This is a genomic window from Streptomyces litmocidini (genome assembly GCF_014649755.1).
Classification (GTDB): Bacteria; Actinomycetota; Actinomycetes; order Streptomycetales; family Streptomycetaceae; genus Streptomyces; species Streptomyces litmocidini.
Genome location: NZ_BMTQ01000003.1, coordinates 180,660 through 200,640, shown reverse-complemented (window position 1 = coordinate 200,640; position 19,981 = coordinate 180,660). Strand labels below are relative to the sequence as shown.

The 19,981-nt window shown below is 73.9% G+C and carries 15 protein-coding genes; 2 read left to right on the top strand and 13 right to left on the bottom strand.

Annotated features, from left to right (window positions below; translation table 11 throughout):
* Window positions 1-116 precede the first annotated feature (116 nt).
* Genes IE180_RS07430 through IE180_RS07370 form a run of 13 tightly spaced genes read right to left on the bottom strand, consistent with a single transcriptional unit; the run spans window position 117 to window position 17,585 of the window.
* Window positions 117-1,106: a sugar nucleotide-binding protein gene (locus IE180_RS07430; RefSeq protein WP_229860356.1), complete on the bottom strand. Its 990-nt coding sequence runs from the start codon at window positions 1,104-1,106 to the stop codon at window positions 117-119.
* A complete protein-coding gene (locus IE180_RS07425) occupies window positions 1,106-2,179 on the bottom strand; it encodes an ROK family protein (RefSeq protein ID WP_190155971.1) in 1,074 nt (357 codons plus the stop codon). The genes IE180_RS07430 and IE180_RS07425 overlap by 1 nt, the downstream gene beginning before the upstream one ends.
* Complete coding sequence (locus tag IE180_RS07420; RefSeq protein ID WP_190155970.1) at window positions 2,160-2,564, bottom strand: cupin domain-containing protein; 405 nt, start codon at window positions 2,562-2,564, stop codon at window positions 2,160-2,162. Before IE180_RS07420 ends, IE180_RS07425 begins: the two co-directional genes overlap by 20 nt.
* Entirely contained in the window at window positions 2,561-3,763 is a 1,203-nt protein-coding gene (locus tag IE180_RS07415; protein ID WP_190155969.1) for a sedoheptulose 7-phosphate cyclase, read from the bottom strand. Before IE180_RS07415 ends, IE180_RS07420 begins: the two co-directional genes overlap by 4 nt.
* Window positions 3,741-5,819 (bottom strand): 4-alpha-glucanotransferase, encoded by a 2,079-nt coding sequence (malQ, locus tag IE180_RS07410; protein WP_190155968.1) that lies wholly within the window; start codon window positions 5,817-5,819, stop codon window positions 3,741-3,743. The genes IE180_RS07415 and malQ overlap by 23 nt, the downstream gene beginning before the upstream one ends.
* Entirely contained in the window at window positions 5,816-8,905 is a 3,090-nt protein-coding gene (locus IE180_RS37345) for an HAD hydrolase family protein (RefSeq protein WP_190155967.1), read from the bottom strand. Before IE180_RS37345 ends, malQ begins: the two co-directional genes overlap by 4 nt.
* A gap of 12 nt (window positions 8,906-8,917) precedes the next feature.
* On the bottom strand, window positions 8,918-10,033 hold the full coding sequence (locus IE180_RS07400) for a sugar phosphate nucleotidyltransferase (RefSeq protein WP_229860355.1): 1,116 nt from the start codon (window positions 10,031-10,033) through the stop codon (window positions 8,918-8,920).
* Entirely contained in the window at window positions 10,026-12,149 is a 2,124-nt protein-coding gene (locus tag IE180_RS07395; protein WP_229860354.1) for a glycosyltransferase, read from the bottom strand. Before IE180_RS07395 ends, IE180_RS07400 begins: the two co-directional genes overlap by 8 nt.
* A 1-nt stretch (window position 12,150) precedes the next feature.
* The gene (locus tag IE180_RS07390) at window positions 12,151-13,677 is read right to left on the bottom strand and encodes a hypothetical protein (protein WP_190155966.1); all 1,527 of its coding nucleotides are present in this window, start codon (window positions 13,675-13,677) and stop codon (window positions 12,151-12,153) included.
* A gap of 8 nt (window positions 13,678-13,685) precedes the next feature.
* The gene (locus IE180_RS07385; RefSeq protein WP_190155965.1) at window positions 13,686-14,486 is read right to left on the bottom strand and encodes an ABC transporter permease; all 801 of its coding nucleotides are present in this window, start codon (window positions 14,484-14,486) and stop codon (window positions 13,686-13,688) included.
* The gene (locus tag IE180_RS07380) at window positions 14,483-15,286 is read right to left on the bottom strand and encodes an ABC transporter permease (RefSeq protein WP_229860353.1); all 804 of its coding nucleotides are present in this window, start codon (window positions 15,284-15,286) and stop codon (window positions 14,483-14,485) included. Before IE180_RS07380 ends, IE180_RS07385 begins: the two co-directional genes overlap by 4 nt.
* Window positions 15,287-15,294: 8 nt before the next feature.
* A complete protein-coding gene (locus IE180_RS07375) occupies window positions 15,295-16,317 on the bottom strand; it encodes an ABC transporter ATP-binding protein (protein WP_190155963.1) in 1,023 nt (340 codons plus the stop codon).
* A complete protein-coding gene (locus IE180_RS07370; RefSeq protein WP_229860352.1) occupies window positions 16,314-17,585 on the bottom strand; it encodes an aspartate aminotransferase family protein in 1,272 nt (423 codons plus the stop codon). Before IE180_RS07370 ends, IE180_RS07375 begins: the two co-directional genes overlap by 4 nt.
* 261 nt (window positions 17,586-17,846) lie before the next feature.
* On the opposite strand from IE180_RS07370, the gene IE180_RS07365 reads away from it, so the two are divergent.
* Entirely contained in the window at window positions 17,847-18,914 is a 1,068-nt protein-coding gene (locus IE180_RS07365) for a glucose-1-phosphate thymidylyltransferase (protein WP_190155961.1), read from the top strand.
* Window positions 18,911-19,903 carry a dTDP-glucose 4,6-dehydratase gene (gene rfbB / locus IE180_RS07360; protein WP_190155960.1) on the top strand — a complete coding sequence of 331 codons (993 nt, stop codon included), beginning with the start codon at window positions 18,911-18,913 and terminating at the stop codon, window positions 19,901-19,903. The genes IE180_RS07365 and rfbB overlap by 4 nt, the downstream gene beginning before the upstream one ends.
* Window positions 19,904-19,981 lie beyond the last annotated feature (78 nt).

Here is a 19,981-nt window from a genome sequence, read left to right as displayed (position 1 = left end):
CGGCCGCCCCGGCCCGTCCCCACCGGCTCGGCTTCCAGCGGTCCGGCCGGCCCGGGGGCGCTCCGCGCCGCCGCCGTACCGGACGGGGCGGCGGGAGGCGACGTCCCCGTCGCGCCTCAGCGGCGGAGGAACAGCGGCGCCAGGGACTCGGCCGCCGCGGCCACGCCCCGCAGGGGGACGGCGTCCATCCCGGGCACGGCCGACAGCAACGTGCTGGAGAGGCACGTGTTGCGCGGCCGGGAGGCGTAGCGGCCGGCGGCCCGGGGGACCGGCTTCACCAGCTCCGTCGGCACGCCCAGGGCACGGGCGATCTCGCCGGCCCACGCCGCACGGGAGACGCGCTCCGGACCTCCCAGGTGCAGTACGGGGGGAAGACCGCCCTCGTGGGCGAGGAGACGGGCGACCACCAGGGCGACGTCGTCCACGAGGACCGGCGTGGTCCACTGGTCGGCCGGCGCCTCCACCGTCTCGCCACGGGCCAGCCGGTGAGCGCAGGACGAGAAGAAGTTCAGCCACTTCCCGCCGTCCGCGGGCTCGTGGCCGTAGACGAGGCTGACGCGCAGGGCCGTCGCCGGGGAGGCCGCCCGGGACAGCAGGATCTCCTCGGCGGCGCGTTTCGCCGCCCCGTAGGCGTTGGCGGGCGCGACCGGGGTGGACTCGACGTTCTCGGCGCACCTGCCGTCGAACACGTTGTCCGTCGAGATCATCAGGACGCGGTCCAGGCCCGGCAGCGTGGCGAAGTGGGCGGTCGCGGCCCGGTGCGCCGCGGCCGCCTCCTCCGGATGCGCCTCGCACCAGGTGACGTCGGACGGCCCGTGGACCAGGACGACCGTGCGGGGAGCGACCGCCGCCACGACCCGGGCGCAGGCCCCCGCGTCGGTGGCGTCCAGCGCCCTCCAGCGCGCTCCGTACGCCTCGGGACCGACGGCGGGCCGTCCTCGTGAACCGAGCGTCACCTCGTGGCCCTCCAGGACGAGCCGGCGGGCGATCTCGGAGCCGACGAACCCGCTGCCGACCACGAGCGCCCGGCGAGCCGCGCCGGGCGGCGCGGCCGCGGCCGACGCGGAGTCCTCCGTACGGACGGACATCGGAGTGCGGACGGACATCAGAGGGTCACCTTCTCCCGGTGCGCCGCGAGACGGCGGCCCATGAGCCGGCCCACCCCGATCAGGCCGTGGTCGTCGTCGTCCTCGCCCAGCACGACCATGGCGTCCACCCGGTCGGCCGTCAGGCCGAAGCAGCCCTGCCGTACGAGCTCCTCCACCAGCAGCTCCCGGTAGCGCTCGCCGACCGCGAGGGCGAAGCCGCCCATCAGGACGTAGCGGCGGATCCCGATCGAGGCGAACACCGCTCCCACGGCCGCCGCCAGGTGCACGAGGGTGGAGCGCAGCACGGCCGTCGTGAACGGGTCCCCGTCCCGTACGGCCTCCGCGATCTCCGGATTGCCGAGGAGGCGCGGATCGGCCGCCCCGGCGCGGGCCGGTGCCGACCGGGCGTACCCCGCCGGGTCGGCCGCCGCCGCCCGGCGCACCGCGGCGAGGACGCCCCGCCCCGAGGCGATCGCCCCCAGGTGCCCGCGCGCCCCGCAGTCGCACAGCGGGGCGTCGGGGGAACGGTCGCAGGTCCAGTGACCGAGCTCCCCGCCGTACCCCCCGGCGTCCAGGAGCACCTCGCCGTCGCGGAACACCTTGTTCCCGATGCCGGAGCTGACGGTCAGCAGACAGAACGGGACCGCGCTCTCCGTCCCGTACCGCCAGGCGGCCGCCGTGAGGTCGTTGACGACGAGCACCGGCACGGACAGCCGGGCGCTCAGGATCTCCTGGAGCGGGAGGGGATCGCCGCCCCCGCCCCACACCGTCGGGGCGCCCAGGACGGTCCCGTCCCGGGCGACCGGGCCCGCGAAGGCGACGGCCAGGGCCGCCGGGGCGGAGCCGGGGAGCGCTCCGGTCCGCCGCTCGGCCTCGCGCACGATCTGGTCGACCACCTGCCGCTGGAGGACGGGCAGGGGCGTCCCGGGGTGACGGTCCATGCCGTCCACCCGCATCCGGTCCACGTCCGACAGCCGTCCGCCGCCCCGGACGTCGAAGGTGCCGACGCGCAGCGTCGTCCCCCCGACGTCCATGACGGTCAGGAGCCGGCCGGTCTCCGTCACCGCCGGGTCACCGGGCGGAATCGTCATCGTGGTCCCTCCTGCCGTCGGCCTCCACCTCGAAGACGAGAAGCGCCAGTTCCGTATCCGTGTCGTTGCTCAGGCCGTGTTCGCCGAAGGGCTCGTTGGGGACGACGTCCCCGGCCTCCACCCGGAACGACTCTCCGTCCCGGTACATCACGCCGCTGCCGTTGAGCACGACGTACGTCTCGCGGTCGTGACCGTGCCGGTGCCGTCCGATGGACGTCCCCGGCGGCAGGACGGCCAGGTCGATGAAGCCGGCACCGGCCCCCTCGCCCCGGGCGAAGATCCGGTGGGCGAGGATCGTCCCCGTCCCGCCGTGGTCGCGCGGTTTCGGGGACAGCAGGTCCCGCAGGTTCGCGAGGGGCCGCGCGGCCCCGGCGCCCCGGGTCACGACCGGCCCCCCGCGGCGATGCCGTCGGCCCTCAGGGCGAGTTCGTCCAGGGCGAGGCGGAGCACGTCACCGGGCACGTCGGCGAGGTCGTCGACGAACGTCGCCTTGCCCGCGGCGACGGGGACCACCAGGTGCAGCCGGCGGCCACGCCGTTCCCAGGACTCCTCGAGGGCCCGCGTCATCAGTTCCGGCGTGCAGGTCTCCGCGTCGAAGACGGGCAGTCCGATGCGGGCGAGGAGACCGATGATCCGGTCGCACTCCCGCTCGTCGACCAGACCGAGCCGCAGCGCCAGACAGGCCGAGAGCGCCATGTCGACGGCGACGGCCTCGCCGTGTTCGAGGCGGTGGTCGCCGGCCGTCTCGATCACGGGGCTGAAGGTGTGGCCGAAGTCCACCAGACGGGCGAGCTGGTGCTCCCGCAGGTTCGGGCACAGCTCCTCCATCATCAGCCGCATCGAGGTGCGCAGGACGTACGTCTCGACCTCGGGCGGCGTCGGGGTCCCGTCCCGCCGGAACGCGTCCGGGTACCGCTCCAGCGTGCGGAACAGCTCCTCGTCCAGGATCACGGCCATCTTCACGATCTCGGCGAGACCGCACCGGATCTCCCGCGGGGGCAGGGTGGAGAGGAACGCGGGGTCGCTCAGCGAGGCGTGCGCGGGGTGGTAGGCCCCGAACATGTTCTTCGTGTGCAGGGCGTTGACCCCCGTCTTGACGCCGACGCCGACGTCCACCTGGCCGACGAGGGTGGTGTTGACCCGGATGTGGCGGATACCCCGGGAGTACATCGAGGCGGCGAAGCCCACGACGTCCGAGACGATCCCGCCGCCGAGGGCCAGCATGACCCCGTGCCGGTCGAGCCCCGCCGCCTTGGCCAGCGAGCAGACCCGCTCCGCCGTGGCCAGGGTCTTGTTCTTCTCCCCGGTGGGGATCGTGTGCAGGGTCCACGTCCCCGACGTCAGGTTCGCCTCCAGGTAGTCGCGCAGCGCCCGCCCGTACAGACGGCCGACGGTCGGCCCCGTGAAGGCGACGACCCGGCGTCCGCCCACGGCGCGGGCGAGGGCGGGATTCCCGGGGGAGAGCACCCCCGGGACGAGGTCCGACCGGTACCCGGTGCCGTCCGGCGCGAGCAGGCTGAAGCCGTCGGCGTCCTCCCACACCCCCGACAGACGTGCCTCGTCAACTAGAACCCGGCTTGACATGCCTCTCCTCGTTGGTCACTCGGTGTGCTTGCGGCCGGCGTGCGTACACCTCGGCCAGGTGGTGGACGAGCGGAGCCTCGGACAGCTCCTCCAGGGACACGGGACGGCCCCGTCCGTCGGCGATCGGCAGGCACCAGTTGGGGTGGATCCCCGCCGTGCCCGGCAGGTTCTGCGGCCGTCGGTCGCCGGTCGTGTCCGGGAGCCAGACGCCGATCATCCGGGCCGGCGTCAGGCTCAGGTACGCGTGCAGGGCCGCGACCTCGCCGGCGGGATCGGGCAGGAGCCCGAGCCGTTCCAACTCCTCGAGCCAGCCGTCCCGTTCGGCGGCGGCCTCGGCCTTCTCCTCCTCGGGCGCCCGGGCGAGCAGCCCCAGCGAGGCCCGCAGGTCGACGTGTTCACCGCTGAGCCAGGCCGCCGTGGTGGGCAGGTCGTGCGTGGTCAGGGTGGCCAGGCAGTGCTCACGCCACTGGTCCGGCGGCAGGGGACCCACCCGGCCCTCGGAACCGCCCTCGTACTCGAAGCGCTGCACGGCCGTCCCCAGCACGCCCCGCGCCGAGAGCTCCTCGCGGACCTCCGGCTCGACCGTGCCCAGGTCCTCCCCGATGACGAACGCCCCGGCGGCCTCCGCCTCGGCGCACAGCACGGCCAGCATCGCCGCGCCGTCGTACCGGACGTAGGTGCCGTCGGCCGGAGGCCGCCCCTCGGGCACCCACCAGAGGCGGAAGAGCCCCATGACGTGGTCGACGCGGAGGGCGCCGGAGTGCCGCAGCCCCGCACGCAGCAGACGGGCGAAGGGCCGGTAGCCCTCCGCGGCCAGCGCGTCCGGACGCCACGGCGGCTGACCCCAGTCCTGACCGACCGGATTGAAGTCGTCCGGCGGGGCCCCCACCGACATGCCCTCGGCCAGACAGTGCCGGAGCGCCCAGGCGTCGGCCCCCTCGGGAGCCACCCCCACCGCCAGGTCGTGGACGAGCCCGACGCGCATCCCGGCCTCCCGCGCGGCGCGCTGGGCACCGGCGAGCTGCTCGTCGGTGATCCAGGCGAGCCACCGGTGGAAGTCGACGGCGCCGGACAGGACCCGCCGGGCGTCGGCCACGACCGCCGACCGCGGGTCGCGCAGCGCGACGGGCCAGGAACGCCAGGCCGGGCCGTGCACCTCCGCCAGCGCGCACCAGGTGGCGAAGTCCGTGAGGTCGCGGCCCTCCCGCGCCGTGAACGCGGCGAACGCCGCCTCGCGCCCCGGTGACCGGGGCACCTCGTACACCTCGCGCAGGGCCGCCAGCTTCAGCTCGCGCACCTCCTCGCGGCGGATGAGCGACTCCCCGGCGAGGACGGCGGAGTTGAGGGACGCGGCCCGGTCCGCCAGCCGCCGGACGCGGGCGCGCGGCCCCTCCGCCAGGTACGCGAACTCGGGGACGGCCTCGACCCGCACGTGCATCGGATCGGGGAAGCGCCGGCTGCTCGGGCGGTAGGGCGACGGGTCCGGCAGCGGACCCGGCTCCATCGCGTGCAGCGGGCCCAGTTGGACGAAGTCCGCCCCCAGGTCCCGTCCCGCCCAGGAGACCAGCTCGGCGAGGTCGCCGAGGTCGCCCATGCCCCAGGAGCGGCGCGAGAGCAGGAAGTAGAGCTGGACGAGGAAGCCCCAGGAGTACGGCGCCGGGGCCGACCGCTCCGGCGCGACCAGCAGCACCGCGGCGTCCTGCCGTCCGTCCCGCTCCACGCTCAGGGTGTGGGACCCCACGGGCAGCGGCTCGTCGAGTCCCCGCGTACGGCCGTCGGCGCAGAGCACCTCGGCCCGGGCCCCGGCCGGCAGCCCCGGACGGGGGCCGCGGGGCCCCCGCACCACGACGCACGGCGGGACGAGCCGGCGGGCCCGCTCGGCGCGGTGGGCCGCGAGGGCGGCTTCCGCGGCGGCGGGCGTCGAGGCGTCGACGCCGCACGCGGCGAGCACCGAGACCAAGGTGTCCCGGGGGACCTCGACCGGACGCCCCCGGTCGGTGCGGTAGGCCGTCGCCACGCCGTGGGCCTCGGCGAGACGGGAGAGGAGGTCGCTCACGCGCCACCTCCCATGGGCACCACCGGCGCGCCGAAGAGGCGCTCGAGGACCTCCGCCACGCCGTCCTCCTCGTTGCTCGGCGCGATCTCGTCCGCGACGGCCCGCAGCGCCGCGTGCGCGTTGGCGACCGCCACACCGTGGCGGGCGAGTGCGAGCATCGGTACGTCGTTGGGCATGTCGCCGAAGGCCAGGGTCTCCTCGCCCGTGGCGCCGAGGAGCTCCAGGGCCCGCGCCACCCCGGTCCCCTTGGTGACGCCCCGCGGCAGGACCTCGACCATGCCCTGGACGGAGTGCACGACGGTCACCTCCTCACCGCAGAGCCGGCGGGCCGTCTCCGCGAGCTCGTCGTCCCCGAGGGCACGGTGGTGCAGCACCAGCTTGTCGATCGGCGTCTCCCACAGGAGCGGGCGGTCGGCCGTGACGTCCCAGCCGTGCCGCACCCGCTCGCCGAAGCCCGGGGTGACCCGGAAGCGGCTCTCCGGCGGCGAGGTCACCACCCCGAGTTCGAGCGGCCCGACGACGTCCTCGACGCGGGCGACGACCGAGCGCGCGAGTCCGGTGTCGAGCCGCTCCGCGGACAGCAGCCGGTCCGCGCCCGCGTCGTACAACTGCGCGCCCTGTCCGCAGACGGCGAGCCCCGTGTAGCCGAGGGAGTCGAGGAGCCGACGGCACGCGGCGGCCGGACGGCCGGTCACCACGAGGTGCCGGGCTCCTGCCGCGGCCACCAGACCGAGCGCGCGCCGGGTCCGCGACGAGACCGTCAGATCGTCGCGGAGCAGCGTGCCGTCGAGGTCGGTGGCCACGACGCGGTAGGGCGGGGCCTCCGGGAGGGGGATGTTGTCCCAGGTCACGCGGCCGCCGGTGAGCGTGAGCCGGAGGACGAGGCCCGCCCGCAGGCCGTCGGCCAGGACGGAGCCCCGGAAGACGCCGTCGGCGTCCCGCCGCAGCGCGGCGGTCCGGGTCGTGCCGACCGGCGGCACCGGCTCGTCCGACAGCGCGGCCTCGGCAGCCGATTCGAGGGGTTCCGGACCGGACGGGTCCGTGCCGCCGAAAGCCGCCACGTCCCCCTCGACCACGACGTCGACCGCCGCCACCTCCGGATGCCGGTACTCCACCCGGAGCATCCCGCCCGGATCGGCGGGCGAGACGCGGCAGCGGTGCCGGACCGGGGCCATCAGCGCCTCGCGGCCCGCCGCCCCCGCCAGCTCGGCGCAGCGCGGGAAGTCCGCCCGCCGGTACGCGGCGGCGAACAGCGCCTCGTACGCGGCCCCGTCGAGCTCGGCGCACCGCCCGTAGGCGGCGGCGTCCCCCAGCGCGAGGGCGCGCCGGGCGATCGCCTCCCGGTGCTCGGCCCACTCCGCCCCGTCGAGCAGATCGAACCATCCGTACCGGATCGCGTCCCCCGCCGGCAGCCGGCGGGGGACGTCGTCGAGGAGCTCCCGGAACGCGCCGAGGCGGCGGCGCGCGCTCTCGCCCCAGGTGAAACCGCGGGCGGTCACGACGGCCGCGGCGGACAGCCGCGCGTACTCCTCGGGCGCCTCGCGGAACGTCCGCTCCGCGGCACGGATCCGGTCCGCGAGCAGCGACGCGAGCTCGCGGTCGTCGTCGCGGAACGAGCCGCGGACCGCGAAGCCCGTGGCCGCCGGGTCCTCGTGGGGAAGCGCGTGCCCGAAGTGGGCGGTGGCCCGCTGCGCGGTGGCGACGGGCACGGCACCGCAGGCCATCGCCTCGGCCTGGGCGATGAGGAACCCGTCGAGCTCGAACTTCGACGGATAGACGCAGAAGTCGGCGCAGGCGGCCTCCGTGAAGAGCGTCTCCTCGTCGACGAGCCGCCAGTCGAGCCGTACCCGGTCCGGATACGCGTCCGCGACCCGCTGGAAGTACGCGTTGGCGGGCGACGCCCCGGCCGCCCCGCCCGCGCCCGTCGCGCACCGCAGGAGGAAGCTGACCTCCGCACCGCCGGCCAGGACCTCCTCCACGGCCCGCAACAGCTCCAGCTGGCCCTTGTGGTGCACGGCGTACCGGGCCGCGTGGTAGAAGACCGGCCGGGCCGGATCGAGTCCCAGGGAGCGCAGCACCGCATCGCGGTCGACCCCCGCCGGGTCCCTCTCCAGCCACGTCCCGGAGACCCCGCAGCCCCCGTCGAACAGCTTGCCCGCCTGCTCCCGCAGCAGGCCGGAGACGGGCAGCGAGGCGACGTACCGCTCCATCGGAGTGTCGGCGAAGGTGCTGTAGTGGTCGCGCTGGCCGGGGGAGACGAAGTCCACGAGGTCGGCGTGGGCGAGGAGTTGCGGGAAGAGGCCCACGTGGTCGGGGCCGTACTCGGTGTGCAGGCGCGTCGCCGCGAGGGCCCGCACCATGGCGGCGGCCGGCGAGTCCTCCGGCGGCGGCACCTCCTCCCAGGCGTCGAGGGAGATCGCCCCGACCGTCCCGGTGCCGGCACCGGCCGGTTCGGGCGACGCGTCGAAGAGACCCAGCAGGGCCTCGATCTGGGGCCGGTAGACCTTCTGCGTGATCGGCGCGTTGGCCGCCACCGTGCTGACACAGCGCCACCGGGGATCGTCGCGCAGCACCAGCGGGACGAGGTGGTGATAGGACGGTTCGAAGCCGTGGACGATCGCCGGCTCCTTCCCGCCGAGCCGCTCCCGCAGGAAGCGCAGTCCGGCCACCTGGAAGACCAGCGGCTTGAAGAACGACAGGTCCCGGCCCTCGGAGTCCGGCGGGGGGTACAGCCGGTCGGGCAGCAGATCCAGCTGGGCGTCGGACAGGAAGTACACGTCCACGCCGTCGAGCCGCAGCAGATGGGCCCGGGTCGTCAGCGACAGCGCCGTCTCGGCGGGACGGCCCGGCCAGGTCTTCGGATCGAGCACCAGCGGCACCGTGTGGTCGAGCCGGAAGTCCAGGTCCTCGATCGCGTACGACTCGCGCAGCCGGTCGAGGTGCCCGTGCGCGGGAGTGACGATCGACACCCGGTGCCCCAGGGAGGCGTACTCCCGGGACAGGTTCCACACCAGCGGCGAGAGGCCCCCGCGCATCAGCCGGGGGTCGAAGCCGCCGCATTCGTAGGCGAAGTTGATGATGTGCATGGATGTGCTCCCTCAGCGTGCGGCGTTCGGCGCGGGTTCGACGTGCTGGACGAAGCCGTTCTCCAGGACGACCGCGGAGTCGATGTCGGCGCCGTCGGGCACGACGGCGCCCGGCAGCACCACGCTGCGCCGCACCCGCGCCCCCTCGCCGATCCGGACACCGGGGAAGAGCACGCTGTCCTCGACGCGTCCCCGGTTGACCATGTCGAAGGGGACCACGGAGCGGCGGACGCCCGGTGAGTCGACCCGGCGGCGGTGCAGACAGGGCGAGATGGTCCAGGGCAGCGCCTGGACCGGCAGCCCGGCGTCGGGGCGGGTCATCGCGAGGTGGGCGCGGTGGTAGCGCTCCACCGTGCCGATGTCCTCCCAGTGGCCCTCGACGCGGTGCCCCCGGATGCGTTCCCCGGCCGCGAGCATCGCCGGGATCACGTCCCGGCTGATGTCGTGCTGCCAGTCCGTGCCCTCCAGCTCCTCCAGGTACCGCCGGAGCACCTTGGCGTCGAACACGCAGAAGGCGGCGAACACGAGGTCGGACGTGGGGTGCTCGGGCTTCTCCACGAAGGTGGTCAGGGAGCCGTCCCGGTCGAACGCGACCATGCCGAAGAGGTGGACCCAGCGCGGGTCGATCCGCTGGTAGGCGACGGTGAGCGCCGCCCGCGACGCGATGTGCCGCCGGATCAGCGGGCCGTAGTCGAAGCGGTAGACGTGGTCGGCGTGGAGCACCATCACGTGCTCGGTCCGGGGACCGAAGATGTGCTCCCCCTTGCGGATGAGGGCGTCGGCCGTCCCCTTCTCCAGGGGCCAGGTGCGGTCGGGAAGCCGCGGGGGCAGTCCCTCGCCCGCGGCGCGGTACACCGCGTCGTACGGACCGAAGTGGATCCGGAAGTCGCGCGAGGCGCCGTTCCAGGCGGAGTGCAGGTCGTCCATCAGCAGGCGCTCCTCGTACTGCGAGAGCAGGAGCACCTCCCCGAGGCCGGAGTCGCGCGCGTTCGCCAGGCTGAAGTCGATGAGCCGGCAGGCGCCGCCGTACGGCACGAGCGGCTTCAGCCGGCCCTCGCCGAGCCGCCCCATGCGCTCGCCCCTGCCGCCGGCGAGCAGGACGGTGCGGACCGCGTCGAACTCAGCCACGACGCACCTCGTCCCAGGCGGTCCGGCCGTTCGAAAGCGTCAGGAGCAGCCGGGCGTCCGTGCCCGCGGGCGGAGCGGCGCCCACGAACTCCCCGGCCGCCCCGCGGGTCCACTCGGTGACCTCCGCCTCCGCCCGGCCGCCGGGGTCCCGGGGGCCGGGGACGACCAGTTCGACGCGCTCCGCGTGGGCGAGCCGGTACCGCAGGCCCTCGCCGTGGGGCGCGCACCGGTCGCCGAGGCGGGCCACCCGCTCCGGGGACATCGCATCGGGCCACCGCCCCGCCACCTCCTCGCACACGGCGAAGTCGGCGCGCTCCCAGGCGGCGTCGAAGAGCCGGAGGGCCAGGGGCCCGGTGACGGGGCCCAGCCGCTCGACGGCGGCCAGGTCGCCGGCCGCCACGGCCGCGTCGAGCACCTCCCGGGGGCGCTCCTCCCAGGTCCGGGGCGGAAGGACGTCGAACCAGCCGTGCCGCAGGGCCGTGTCGGCCGTCGGCCGGGGGGCGATCCCGTGCCAGAGGTCCCGGAAGACCTCCAGGTGCAGATCGGCGCAGTGGTCCCAGGTGAAGGTACGGGCCACCTGCCGGGCGCGGGCCGACAGGGCCCGGTACTCGTCGGGCTCGTCGTGGAAGAGGCGCACGGCCCGGTGGAAGCGGTCGGCGAGCCCGTCGACGAGGAGCGCGTCGTCCTCCGCGAACGACCGGTTGACCGAGAAACCGGTCCGCGTCGCGTCCTCGGCGGCGTGCCGGAAGTGGGCCGTGCCCCACTGGGCGGTTGCCACCGGCACCGCCCCGCACGCCATGGCCTCGCCCTGGGCGATGAGGAAGGTGTCCATCTCGAACTTGGACGGGAACACGCAGAAGTCGGAGGAGGCGGCGTAGGCGAAGACCCGGCTCTCGTCGACCCGCTCCCACTCCAGGTGCACCCGGCCCTTGTGCCGTTCGGCGACCTCGTGGAAGTACGGGTCGTCGATGCCGGTGCCGGTGATGCAGCGCAGGACGAAATTGGCCGCGAGCCCCTCGGTGAGGACCCGGTCGATCGCCCGGACCAGTTCGACCTGGCCCTTGTGGTGGACCGCGTAGCGGGCGTTGTGGAAGAACGTCGGCAGGGACGGGTCCAGGCCGAGCCCGGAGAGGACGCCGTCCCGGTCCACCGCGTCCGGGTCCCGGGCGAGCCAGCCGTCCGAGATCGCGCAGCCTCCGACGAACTGCTTGTGCGCGTTGCGGCGGACCGTCCGGGAGATCGGCAGCGCCGCGAACAGCTCCTCGAAGGGGGTGTCGCGGAAACCGTTGGAGAAGTCCCGCTGGCCGGGGCAGAGGAAGTCGATCCGGTCGGAGTGGTCGGCGACCAGACCGTAGACGGTGAGGTGGTCGGCCGGGTACTCGTAGTGCAGATGGGTACGGGTCTGGTACTGGCGCTGGGCCTCGCGCTCACCGGCCGGAAGCGACGGCTCCTCGTCCGGCAGCGGGGCCGCGCCGAGGAGTTCGAGGAGCCTGCGGACCTCGGGCCCGTACACCTTCTTGGTGATCGGCATGTTGCTCTGCACGGTGGTGACCACGCTCTTCAGCGGGTCGCCGCTCAGCGCCGGCGGCAGCAGGTAGTGGTAGTAGGGCTCGTGGGCGTGGACGATCGCCCGTTCGTCGCCGAACCAGCCGCGCAGGAAGCGCACGCTGTCGACCTGGAAGACCAGCGGTTTGAAGAAGGTGAGGTCCCGGCCCTTCGCCGAGTAGGGCGGGTAGAAGGTGTCGGGCAGCCGGTCCAGGTAGTCGTTCGACAGGAAGTAGAGGTCGACGCCCTCCAGACGTATCCGGTGCGCCGTGGTGCGCAGCGCCACGTGCACCTCGGAGGGGAAGCCCCGCCACACCTCGGGGTCGAGGACGAGGGGGAGGGTGTGGCGGTCCTCGTAGGCGAGGTCCTCGACCGCGTGGCGGCGGCGCAGGTCGTCGAGGCGCCCGTGGGCGGGCGTCACGACGGACACCCGGTGGCCCTTGCGGGCGAAGGCGCGGGAGAGGTTCCAGAGGTACACCGAGGTGCCGCCCTGGAGGAAGGTGTGGTCGAAGCCGCAGCATTCGAAGTACGTCTCGATGACGTGCAGCGGTTCGTCGGTCACGTGACTCACGTCAGGTCCTCGTGGTCAGGGTGCGGGCGAGCGGGGAGGGGAGACCGAGCGCCATGGCGTGACGCAGGTCGATCGCGGCGTGGTAGGGCCGGGCGTGCGCGAAGTTGTGGTCGAGTTCGTGCAGGAGGCGGCGCAGGTAGAGCAACCGTCGCAACGGCTCGTCGGGGGCGCCGGGTCCGGCACGGTCCCCGTCGGGTCCGGGGGGCGCGAGCAGCAGACCGGCGACGTGCCGGCGCCACGCGTCCGCCGCCCCGAACACGAGCAGGAGCACGGACCGTTCGCGCGGCGGCAGGCCGGCACCGCCGTCGAGCGAGGCGAGCATCGTCTCCGTCGCGTCGACGCCCAGGAGCCGGGCGCTCTCGTACGCGGCCTCGTCGGCGGCGAAGTACTCCAGGGCGCGTCCCAGCGCGACCAGGTCCTGCAGCGGAGACTGCTCGGCCCAGCCCGGGGAGTCCGGGCCCGTGCCGGGAGTGGAGATGTCGATGAGCCCGGGCGGGTCCCCCAGCAGGTGCGACAGGTGGAGGTCGCCGTGGCAGGGCCCCGAGGGGTGCGCGCCGGACGCGTCGAACTCCTTCCGCAGCAGCGCGATCTCCCGGGCCAGGGAGTCGAAGGCGGAGTCCAGCGCGGCCGCGGGGAGCCCCGCCTCACGGCCGGCCCGCTCCGCGAGCGCCCGGCACCGCTCCTCGGCGGCGCGGAGGGCGCGCTCGACGGGGTAGTCCGGCGGGGGAGTCCCCCGGCCGAGGCGCACGCGCAGTTCTTCGTGGAACCCGCCGAGGAACGAGCGGGCCGCGCGGAGCGGGGCGGCGAGGGGAGCGAGGTGCTTCCGGACGAGGGCGTCCAGGTTCGTGGGACCGTCGGCGCCGTCGGACGGGGCGGACTCCCGGACGCCCGTCGGGCCGTCCGTCAGCCCGGGCCAGAGCGCGCGCAGGTTCGCGCGCAGCGGGGCGTCGATCCCACTGCCCGGCGTGTACGTGTAGACCACCCCGAGCGCCAGTCGCTCCGTCCCGCCCGGGGGCACGTAGCCGTAGTCGCCGAACCAGCGGGGCGTGTGGGCGCTGCCGTCCATCAGACGCAGCAGTTCGGGCTCCCGCACCTCGGCACCGAGGGAGCGGTAGGTCTTGTGGAGGTGGGGGCGGCCGTCGATGTCGAGGAGCGAGAGCGAGTTCGAGGACCGGCCCTGTGCGAAGGGGAGCGGGGAGACCGCGCGGGCCGCGGCTCCGCCGCGGAAGTCGACGTGACCGCCGCGGGCGGTGCGGATCCGGCCTCCGGCCGTCATCAGCCGCACACAGGCGAGATCGAAGTCCTCGGAGCCCTGGGCGTCCACCAGACGGCCCGAGCCGTCCGCGCGGGCGGGGACGAGGAGGAGCCTGCCGTGCGCCGGGCCGCCGACGACGGACACGACGCACAGCGTGGTGCCGGAGCCGAGGGGGGCCTCGTCGATCGGCGCGTAGCGGTCGGCCCGGCGGACGTCCTCCGGTGGCCAGTCCGCGCCGCGCAGCAGTTCATGGAGCTGGGTGTCGCTGGTCACGCAGTTCGTCAACTCCCGGTCATCTCGTATCGGGAAAGGCCACGCCGCCAGAGCGACAGCGCGGCGAGCAGGGAAAGGCCGGTCACGACCGGAAGCCACCGGACCAGTCCGGTGGAGCCGTGCAGCAGGTAGACGGCCGGCGCGTAGGACGTGAAGGCGAAGGGCAGCACCCAGGTGAGGAGCGTCCGCAGCGACGGGTGGTACAGGTCGAGCGGATAGCCGGCGAACTCGGACACCTGGGTGGCCGCCTGCATCGCCGGCATGCTCGTCACCGTCCAGAACGAGAGGGACGCGAAGAAGAGCTTCACGGCGGCGTGGACGAGCGCTCCGCAGAGGACCAGCGGCACCACGAGAGCCCATTGCAGGGCGGTGGGGTCGAGGCCCAGCTCGGCTCCGGACCAGAGCACCAGGACGGCGCCGACGGCCAGTTCGCCGAAGCCGTCCGGGTGGAAGAAGCGTTCCGACAGGAGCGAGAAGAGGGGGTTCACCGGGCGGATCAGGTAGCGGTAGAACTCGCCCCGCTGGATCAGCTTGCGGCTCAGCTCCCACAGCTGGTCGGTGAAGAGGTGGTCGAGCCCGCGCGGCAGCAGGGAGCAGCCGAGCAGGAACAGCACCTGGTGGTAGGACCAGCCGGCGACGGCCGGGACGTGGGTGAAGACCACGCCCACCGCCAGGGTCTGGAGCCCCACCCGGACGAGGAAGGCCCCGGAGCCGAGGAGGAAGTCGAGACGGTACGCGGTGAGCCGGTGCAGGCCCACGCCGCCGAGGAAGAAGGCCAGGCGCAGATGGCCGCCGAGGGTCCGGTTCATCCGCCCAGCACCTCCAGCCGGCTCGCCGCGGCACGCCACAGAACGGCGCACAGCAGCACCAGGCCCACGGCCCAGCCGAGCTGGTGGCCGAGGACGGCGGACGCCCCGCCGACCCCCTCGTACCGGCCGAGCAGCAGGGTGAGGGGGCCGTCCGCCATGGCGCGGAAGGGCAGGACCATCGCCAGGGCGTGCAGGGGGCCGGGGAGCAGGGCCAGGGGGACCATCTGCCCCGCGAAGAACGAGACGATCCCCTGCTTGACCATGCGGACGCCCCAGGTGTTGGTGGTGACGAACCCGGCCATGCCGGTCAGCAGGTTCACGCAGAAGGCGATGACCGTCGAGAACGCGGTGGACAGGACGAAGAGCGCCGCGTCCACCGGGGTGGGGACGGTCAGCGGGACGAGGACGGCGAAGAGCGCGAGCAGCGGGACGCCCACGAGGAGCGCGTTGGCGGCGATCACGGGGAGACAGGCGGCGAAGCGGACCAGGGGATAGCTCACGGGGCGCACGAGCATCACCGCGATGTCGCCGCGGTAGACCTCGGCCGCGACCTCGTCGTCGACCCGGTTCGCGTGCACCACGGCCAGGACCTGGGCGACCACCAGGTAGGTGGTGACGCCCGCCGGGGTGAAGCCGCCGGGCCCGGGGCCCGTGGAACCGGCGTAGACCGCCCGCCACAGGAAGACGGTGACGGCGGCCCCCGCCGCGGCGGTGACGCCGGTGATCAGGAAGGTGGATCGGTACTGCAGCAGGGACTGCAGCCCGCTGGTGACGAAGGGCACGTAGGTGCCGGCGCGCACGGGGGCCCTCACCCGGCACCGCCGTCCCGCGCGGCGGGCACGCCACTCCGGTAGGTCTGGCGGAGCACGGTCTCCAGGTCGGGTTCGGGGGCGTAGCAGTCGGCGAGCTCGAAGTGGTCCAGCAGGAAGCCGAGGACGTGCCGGGAGGTGAAGGCCTCCGCCGGGTAGTCGACCCGGATCCGTCCCTCGCCCGTGAGGCCCGCCGTGGCACCGGGGAGTCCCGTCTCGATCCGGAGCACGGCGTCCGCCACGCCGGGACCGCCGCGGTGGTCGAAGACGACCGACCGGCGGTCGGCGCGGCGCAGCAGTTCGTGGAGCGTTCCCTCGTGCACGACCCTGCCGCCGTCCACGACGAGCGCGTCGTCGCAGATGGCGGAGATGTCGGAGAGGTCGTGGCTGGTGAGCAGCACGGTCGTGCCCAGTTCGGCGTTGGCGCGGTTGACGAGGGCGCGGACGGCCTCCTTGAGCACCATGTCCAGGCCGATCGTGGGCTCGTCCCAGAAGACGACCTTCGGGTCGTGCAGCAGGCTCGCCGCGATCTCGGCCCGCATCCGCTGCCCGAGGCTCAACTGCCGTACCGGGGTGGTCCCCAGGGCGTCGATGTCGAGGAGCTCGCGGTAGAGCGCCAGGTTCCGCTCGTACACCGCGTCCGGTACCGCATAGATCCTGCGCAGGATCTGGAAGGAGTCCGGCACGGAGAGGTCCCACCACAACTGGCTGCGCTGCCCGAAGACCACACCGATCGAACGGGCGTTGTCCCGACGCTGCCGGTAGGGCTCGACGCCGTTCACCAGGCACCGGCCGGAGCTGGGGGTCATGATGCCGGTGAGCATCTTGATCGTGGTCGACTTGCCGGCCCCGTTGGCACCGATGTACGCGGTCTTGGAGCCGGCGCGGAGGTGGAAGGAGATGCCGTCCACGGCGCGCACGGTCCGGTGTTCCCGGGTGAGGAGGGTGGAGAGGCTGCCGAGGAGGCCCGGCCGTCGCTCGGCGACGCGGAAGTCCTTGGTGAGCCGTTCGGCGACGATCACGCGTTCACCACCCGTTCGATGGCCTGTCCGAGGATCCGTACGCCTTCGTCGAGGAGCGCCTCGTCCAGGGTGAAGGGGGGTGCGAGCCGGATGATGTGGCCGCCGACCGAGGTGCGGAGCCCCAGTTCGAGAGCGGTGGTGTACACGGCGCGGGCGGTCTCGGGGGCGGGGGCGCGGGTGGCACGGTCCCGGACGAACTCGAGGCCGTGCAGCAGTCCGACGCCCCGGACCTCCCCGACCGCGTCGAACCGGGCGTGCAGGGAGGCGAGCTGCTCGCCCAGCCGGTCGCCCAGCACCCGGACCCGGTCGATGAGCCGGTCGCGCTCCACCACCTCGAGCGTCGCCCGCGCGGCGGCGATGCCCAGCGGATTCCCGGCGTAGGTGGAGGCGTAGGCGCCCGGCGGGGCGGCCGCGGGGGAGTGCAGCAGGTCGTGCCGTCCCGCGAGGACGGCGAAGGGGAAGCCGTTCGCCATCCCCTTCGACATCGCCACGAGGTCCGGCTCCACGCCCAGCAGCTCGGAGGCGAGGAAGGCCCCCGTCCGGCCGCCACCGGTCGCCACCTCGTCGGCGACGAGGAGGACGCCGTTGTCACGGCAGGCCTCCGAGACGCGCTCCCAGTAGCCGGGGGGCGGCACGATGACTCCCGCGGCGCCGAGCACCGGCTCGAAGACCAGGGCGGAGACGTTCGGCTTCGACGCGATGTGCCGCTCGACGAGGGCGGCGCACCGGACGCCGCAGGTGGGGTACTCCAGTTCCAGCGGGCAGCGGTAGCAGTACGGCGCGTAGCCGAGGACGCTGTTCCCGGCGAAGGACTGGTGTCCGACGTCCCAGTGGACCAGCATCCGGGCGCCCATGGTCTTGCCGTGGAAACCGTGCCGCAGCGCGCCGACGCGGTTGCGGCCCGGTTCGGCCGTGGACTGGACGACCCGGAGCGCGGCCTCCACCACCTCGGCGCCGGTGGAGAACAGCGCGTACGTGTCGAGGTGTTCGGGCAGCAGGCGCGCCAACAGCTCGAAGAAGGCGGCCCGTTCGGGAGTGGAGCTGTCGTGCACGTTCCACAGCCGCCCGGCCTGGCGGGTCAGTGCCGCGACGACCTCCGGGTGGCCGTGCCCCAGCGACTGGGTGAGCGTGCCGGCGGCGAAATCCAGGTACTGGTTGCCGTCGAGGTCCGTGAGGACGGCCCCGCGTCCTTCGGCGAAGACGCGCCTGGCGAGTGCCGCCTCCTCCGAGGCGCCAGGGGCCAGATGCCGTGCCTCTCTGACCAGCATCTCTTGCTGGTGTCCTGCCACCGATGCCCCCATGGGTCGGACGAACTGAAGTACGTCGAAAGTCAGTTGATCGTTCCGATGTGCGAGTCAAACACCCTCGGGCGATGGCTAGCAAGAGATTTCAGAAAGTTTCAGACATGGCTTGCAGTTCATGGCGCGGCTCTGCTTGAGTCGCCGGTGCGACCGCCGACAAGTGCCTCGAGAGCGAGGAGGGACCGTGCACAGACACCGCCAGGCCGCACCCCACCGAAGGCAGCCGATGTGAAAGCCCTGGTCCTGGCCGGCGGAACCGGCAGCCGACTGCGCCCCTTCACCCACTCCGGGACCAAACAACTCCTGCCGATCGCCAACAAACCGGTGCTCTTCTACGGCCTGGAGGCCATCGCGGAAGCCGGCATCAGCGAGGTGGGCCTCGTCGTGGGCGACTACGCGGACGACATCCGGCGGGCCGTCGGTGACGGTGGCCCCGCCTTCGGACTCGACGTCACGTACATCCCGCAGAGCCGCCCGCTCGGCCTCGCCCACGCGGTGTCCGTCGCCCGCGACTTCCTCGCCGACGACGACTTCCTCGTCTACCTGGGCGACAACTACCTCCAGGACGGCGTACGGGACTTCATCGCCCACGCGGCGCTCCAGCCCGCCGCCGCCCGACTGCTCGTCACCTCCGTCCCCGACCCCAGCGCCTTCGGCGTGGCGGAGGTCGAGGCGACCGGCCGCGTGACACGGGTGGAGGAGAAACCCGCCCACCCGCGCAGCGACCTCGCCCTCATCGGCGTCTACGCCTTCAGCCCCGCAGTCCACGAGGCGGTGGGTGCGATCCGCCCGTCCCCCCGGGGCGAACTGGAGATCACCCACGCGGTCCAGTGGCTGATCGACGACGGGCAGGACGTCCGCGCCGAGGAGACGACCTCCGTGTGGCGCGACACCGGCAGCGTCGACGACATGCTGGAGGTGAACCGCCACGTCCTGGACGGTCTGCGCGGGCGACTCGACGGAAAGGTGGACACCGACAGCGCCGTCGTGGGCCGCGTCGTCCTCGGCGAGGGCGCCGTGGTCCGGGGGTCGCGGATCACCGGCCCCGTCGTCATCGGCCCGGGCAGCGTCATCAGCAACGCCGTCATCGGCCCCTACACCTCGATCGGCGCCAACTGCCGCGTCCACGACAGCTCGATCGAGGCCTCGGTCCTCCTCGACGGTGCGGACGTCGAGTGCGCCGGCCGCATCGAGCGCTCCTTCATCGGCCGTGACGCCGTCGTGGCGGCCCCCCGATTCCCCTACGCCCACCGCCTCGTCCTCGGCGACCACAGCAAGGTGCAACTCCACCCATGACCCGACGCATACTCGTCACCGGCGGCGCCGGATTCATCGGCTCGGCCCACGTCCTGCGCCTCCTCGGCCCCGACGGGCCGCCGGAGGTCTCCGTGACCGTCCTCGACGACCTGACCTACGCGGCCGGCCCCGCCCATCTGGACCCGGTGCGCGACCACCGGCTCTTCCGATTCGTCCACGGCAGCGTCGCCGACGCGGAACTCGTCGACCGGATCGTGCCCGGACACGACGAGATCGTGCACTTCGCGGCCGAGTCCCACGTCGACCGGTCGATCGAGGACGGCTCGCTCTTCGTCCGCACCAACGTCCTGGGCACACAGACCCTCCTGGACGCGGCCGTCCGGCACGGGGTGCGGACCTACGTCCAGATCTCCACCGACGAGGTGTACGGCTCGATCGCCGCGGGCGCGGCCACGGAGGACGCCCCGCTCCGGCCCAGCTCGCCCTACTCCGCCTCCAAGGCCGCCGCGGACCTGATGGCACTCGCCTACCACGCGACCCACGGCCTGGACGTCCGGATCACCCGCTGCTCCAACAACTTCGGACCGCGCCAGCACCCCGAGAAGCTGATCCCGCGCTTCGTGACCGCCCTCCTGGCCGGCCAGGACGTGCCCCTGTACGGCGACGGCTCCCAGATCCGGGACTGGCTCCACGTGGAGGACCACGTCACCGCCGTCGAACTGGTCAGGAACGGCGGGCGCCCCGGCCGGACCTACAACATCGGCGGCGGGACCTCCCTGACCAACCTGGACCTGACCCGCCACCTCCTCGGTCTCTGCGGTGCCGGACCCGACCGGATCGTCCGGGTGACGGACCGCAAGGGCCACGACCAGCGGTACGCGGTGGACGACACCCGCATCCGGCGGGAACTGGGCTACGAGCCCCGCGCCGACTTCGCCACGGCCCTCGCCGACACGGTCCGCTGGTACGCGGACCGGCGCCCGCGGACGCCCGGCGGACGCCCCGCCGTCGGGGCCGCCCGCCGCTGAGACCGGGCCGGCGCCCCGCCGGGCCGCCTGTCCCCTCCCGGGGCCGGGCCGGGCCGGGCCGGGCCGAGCCTTGCCCGG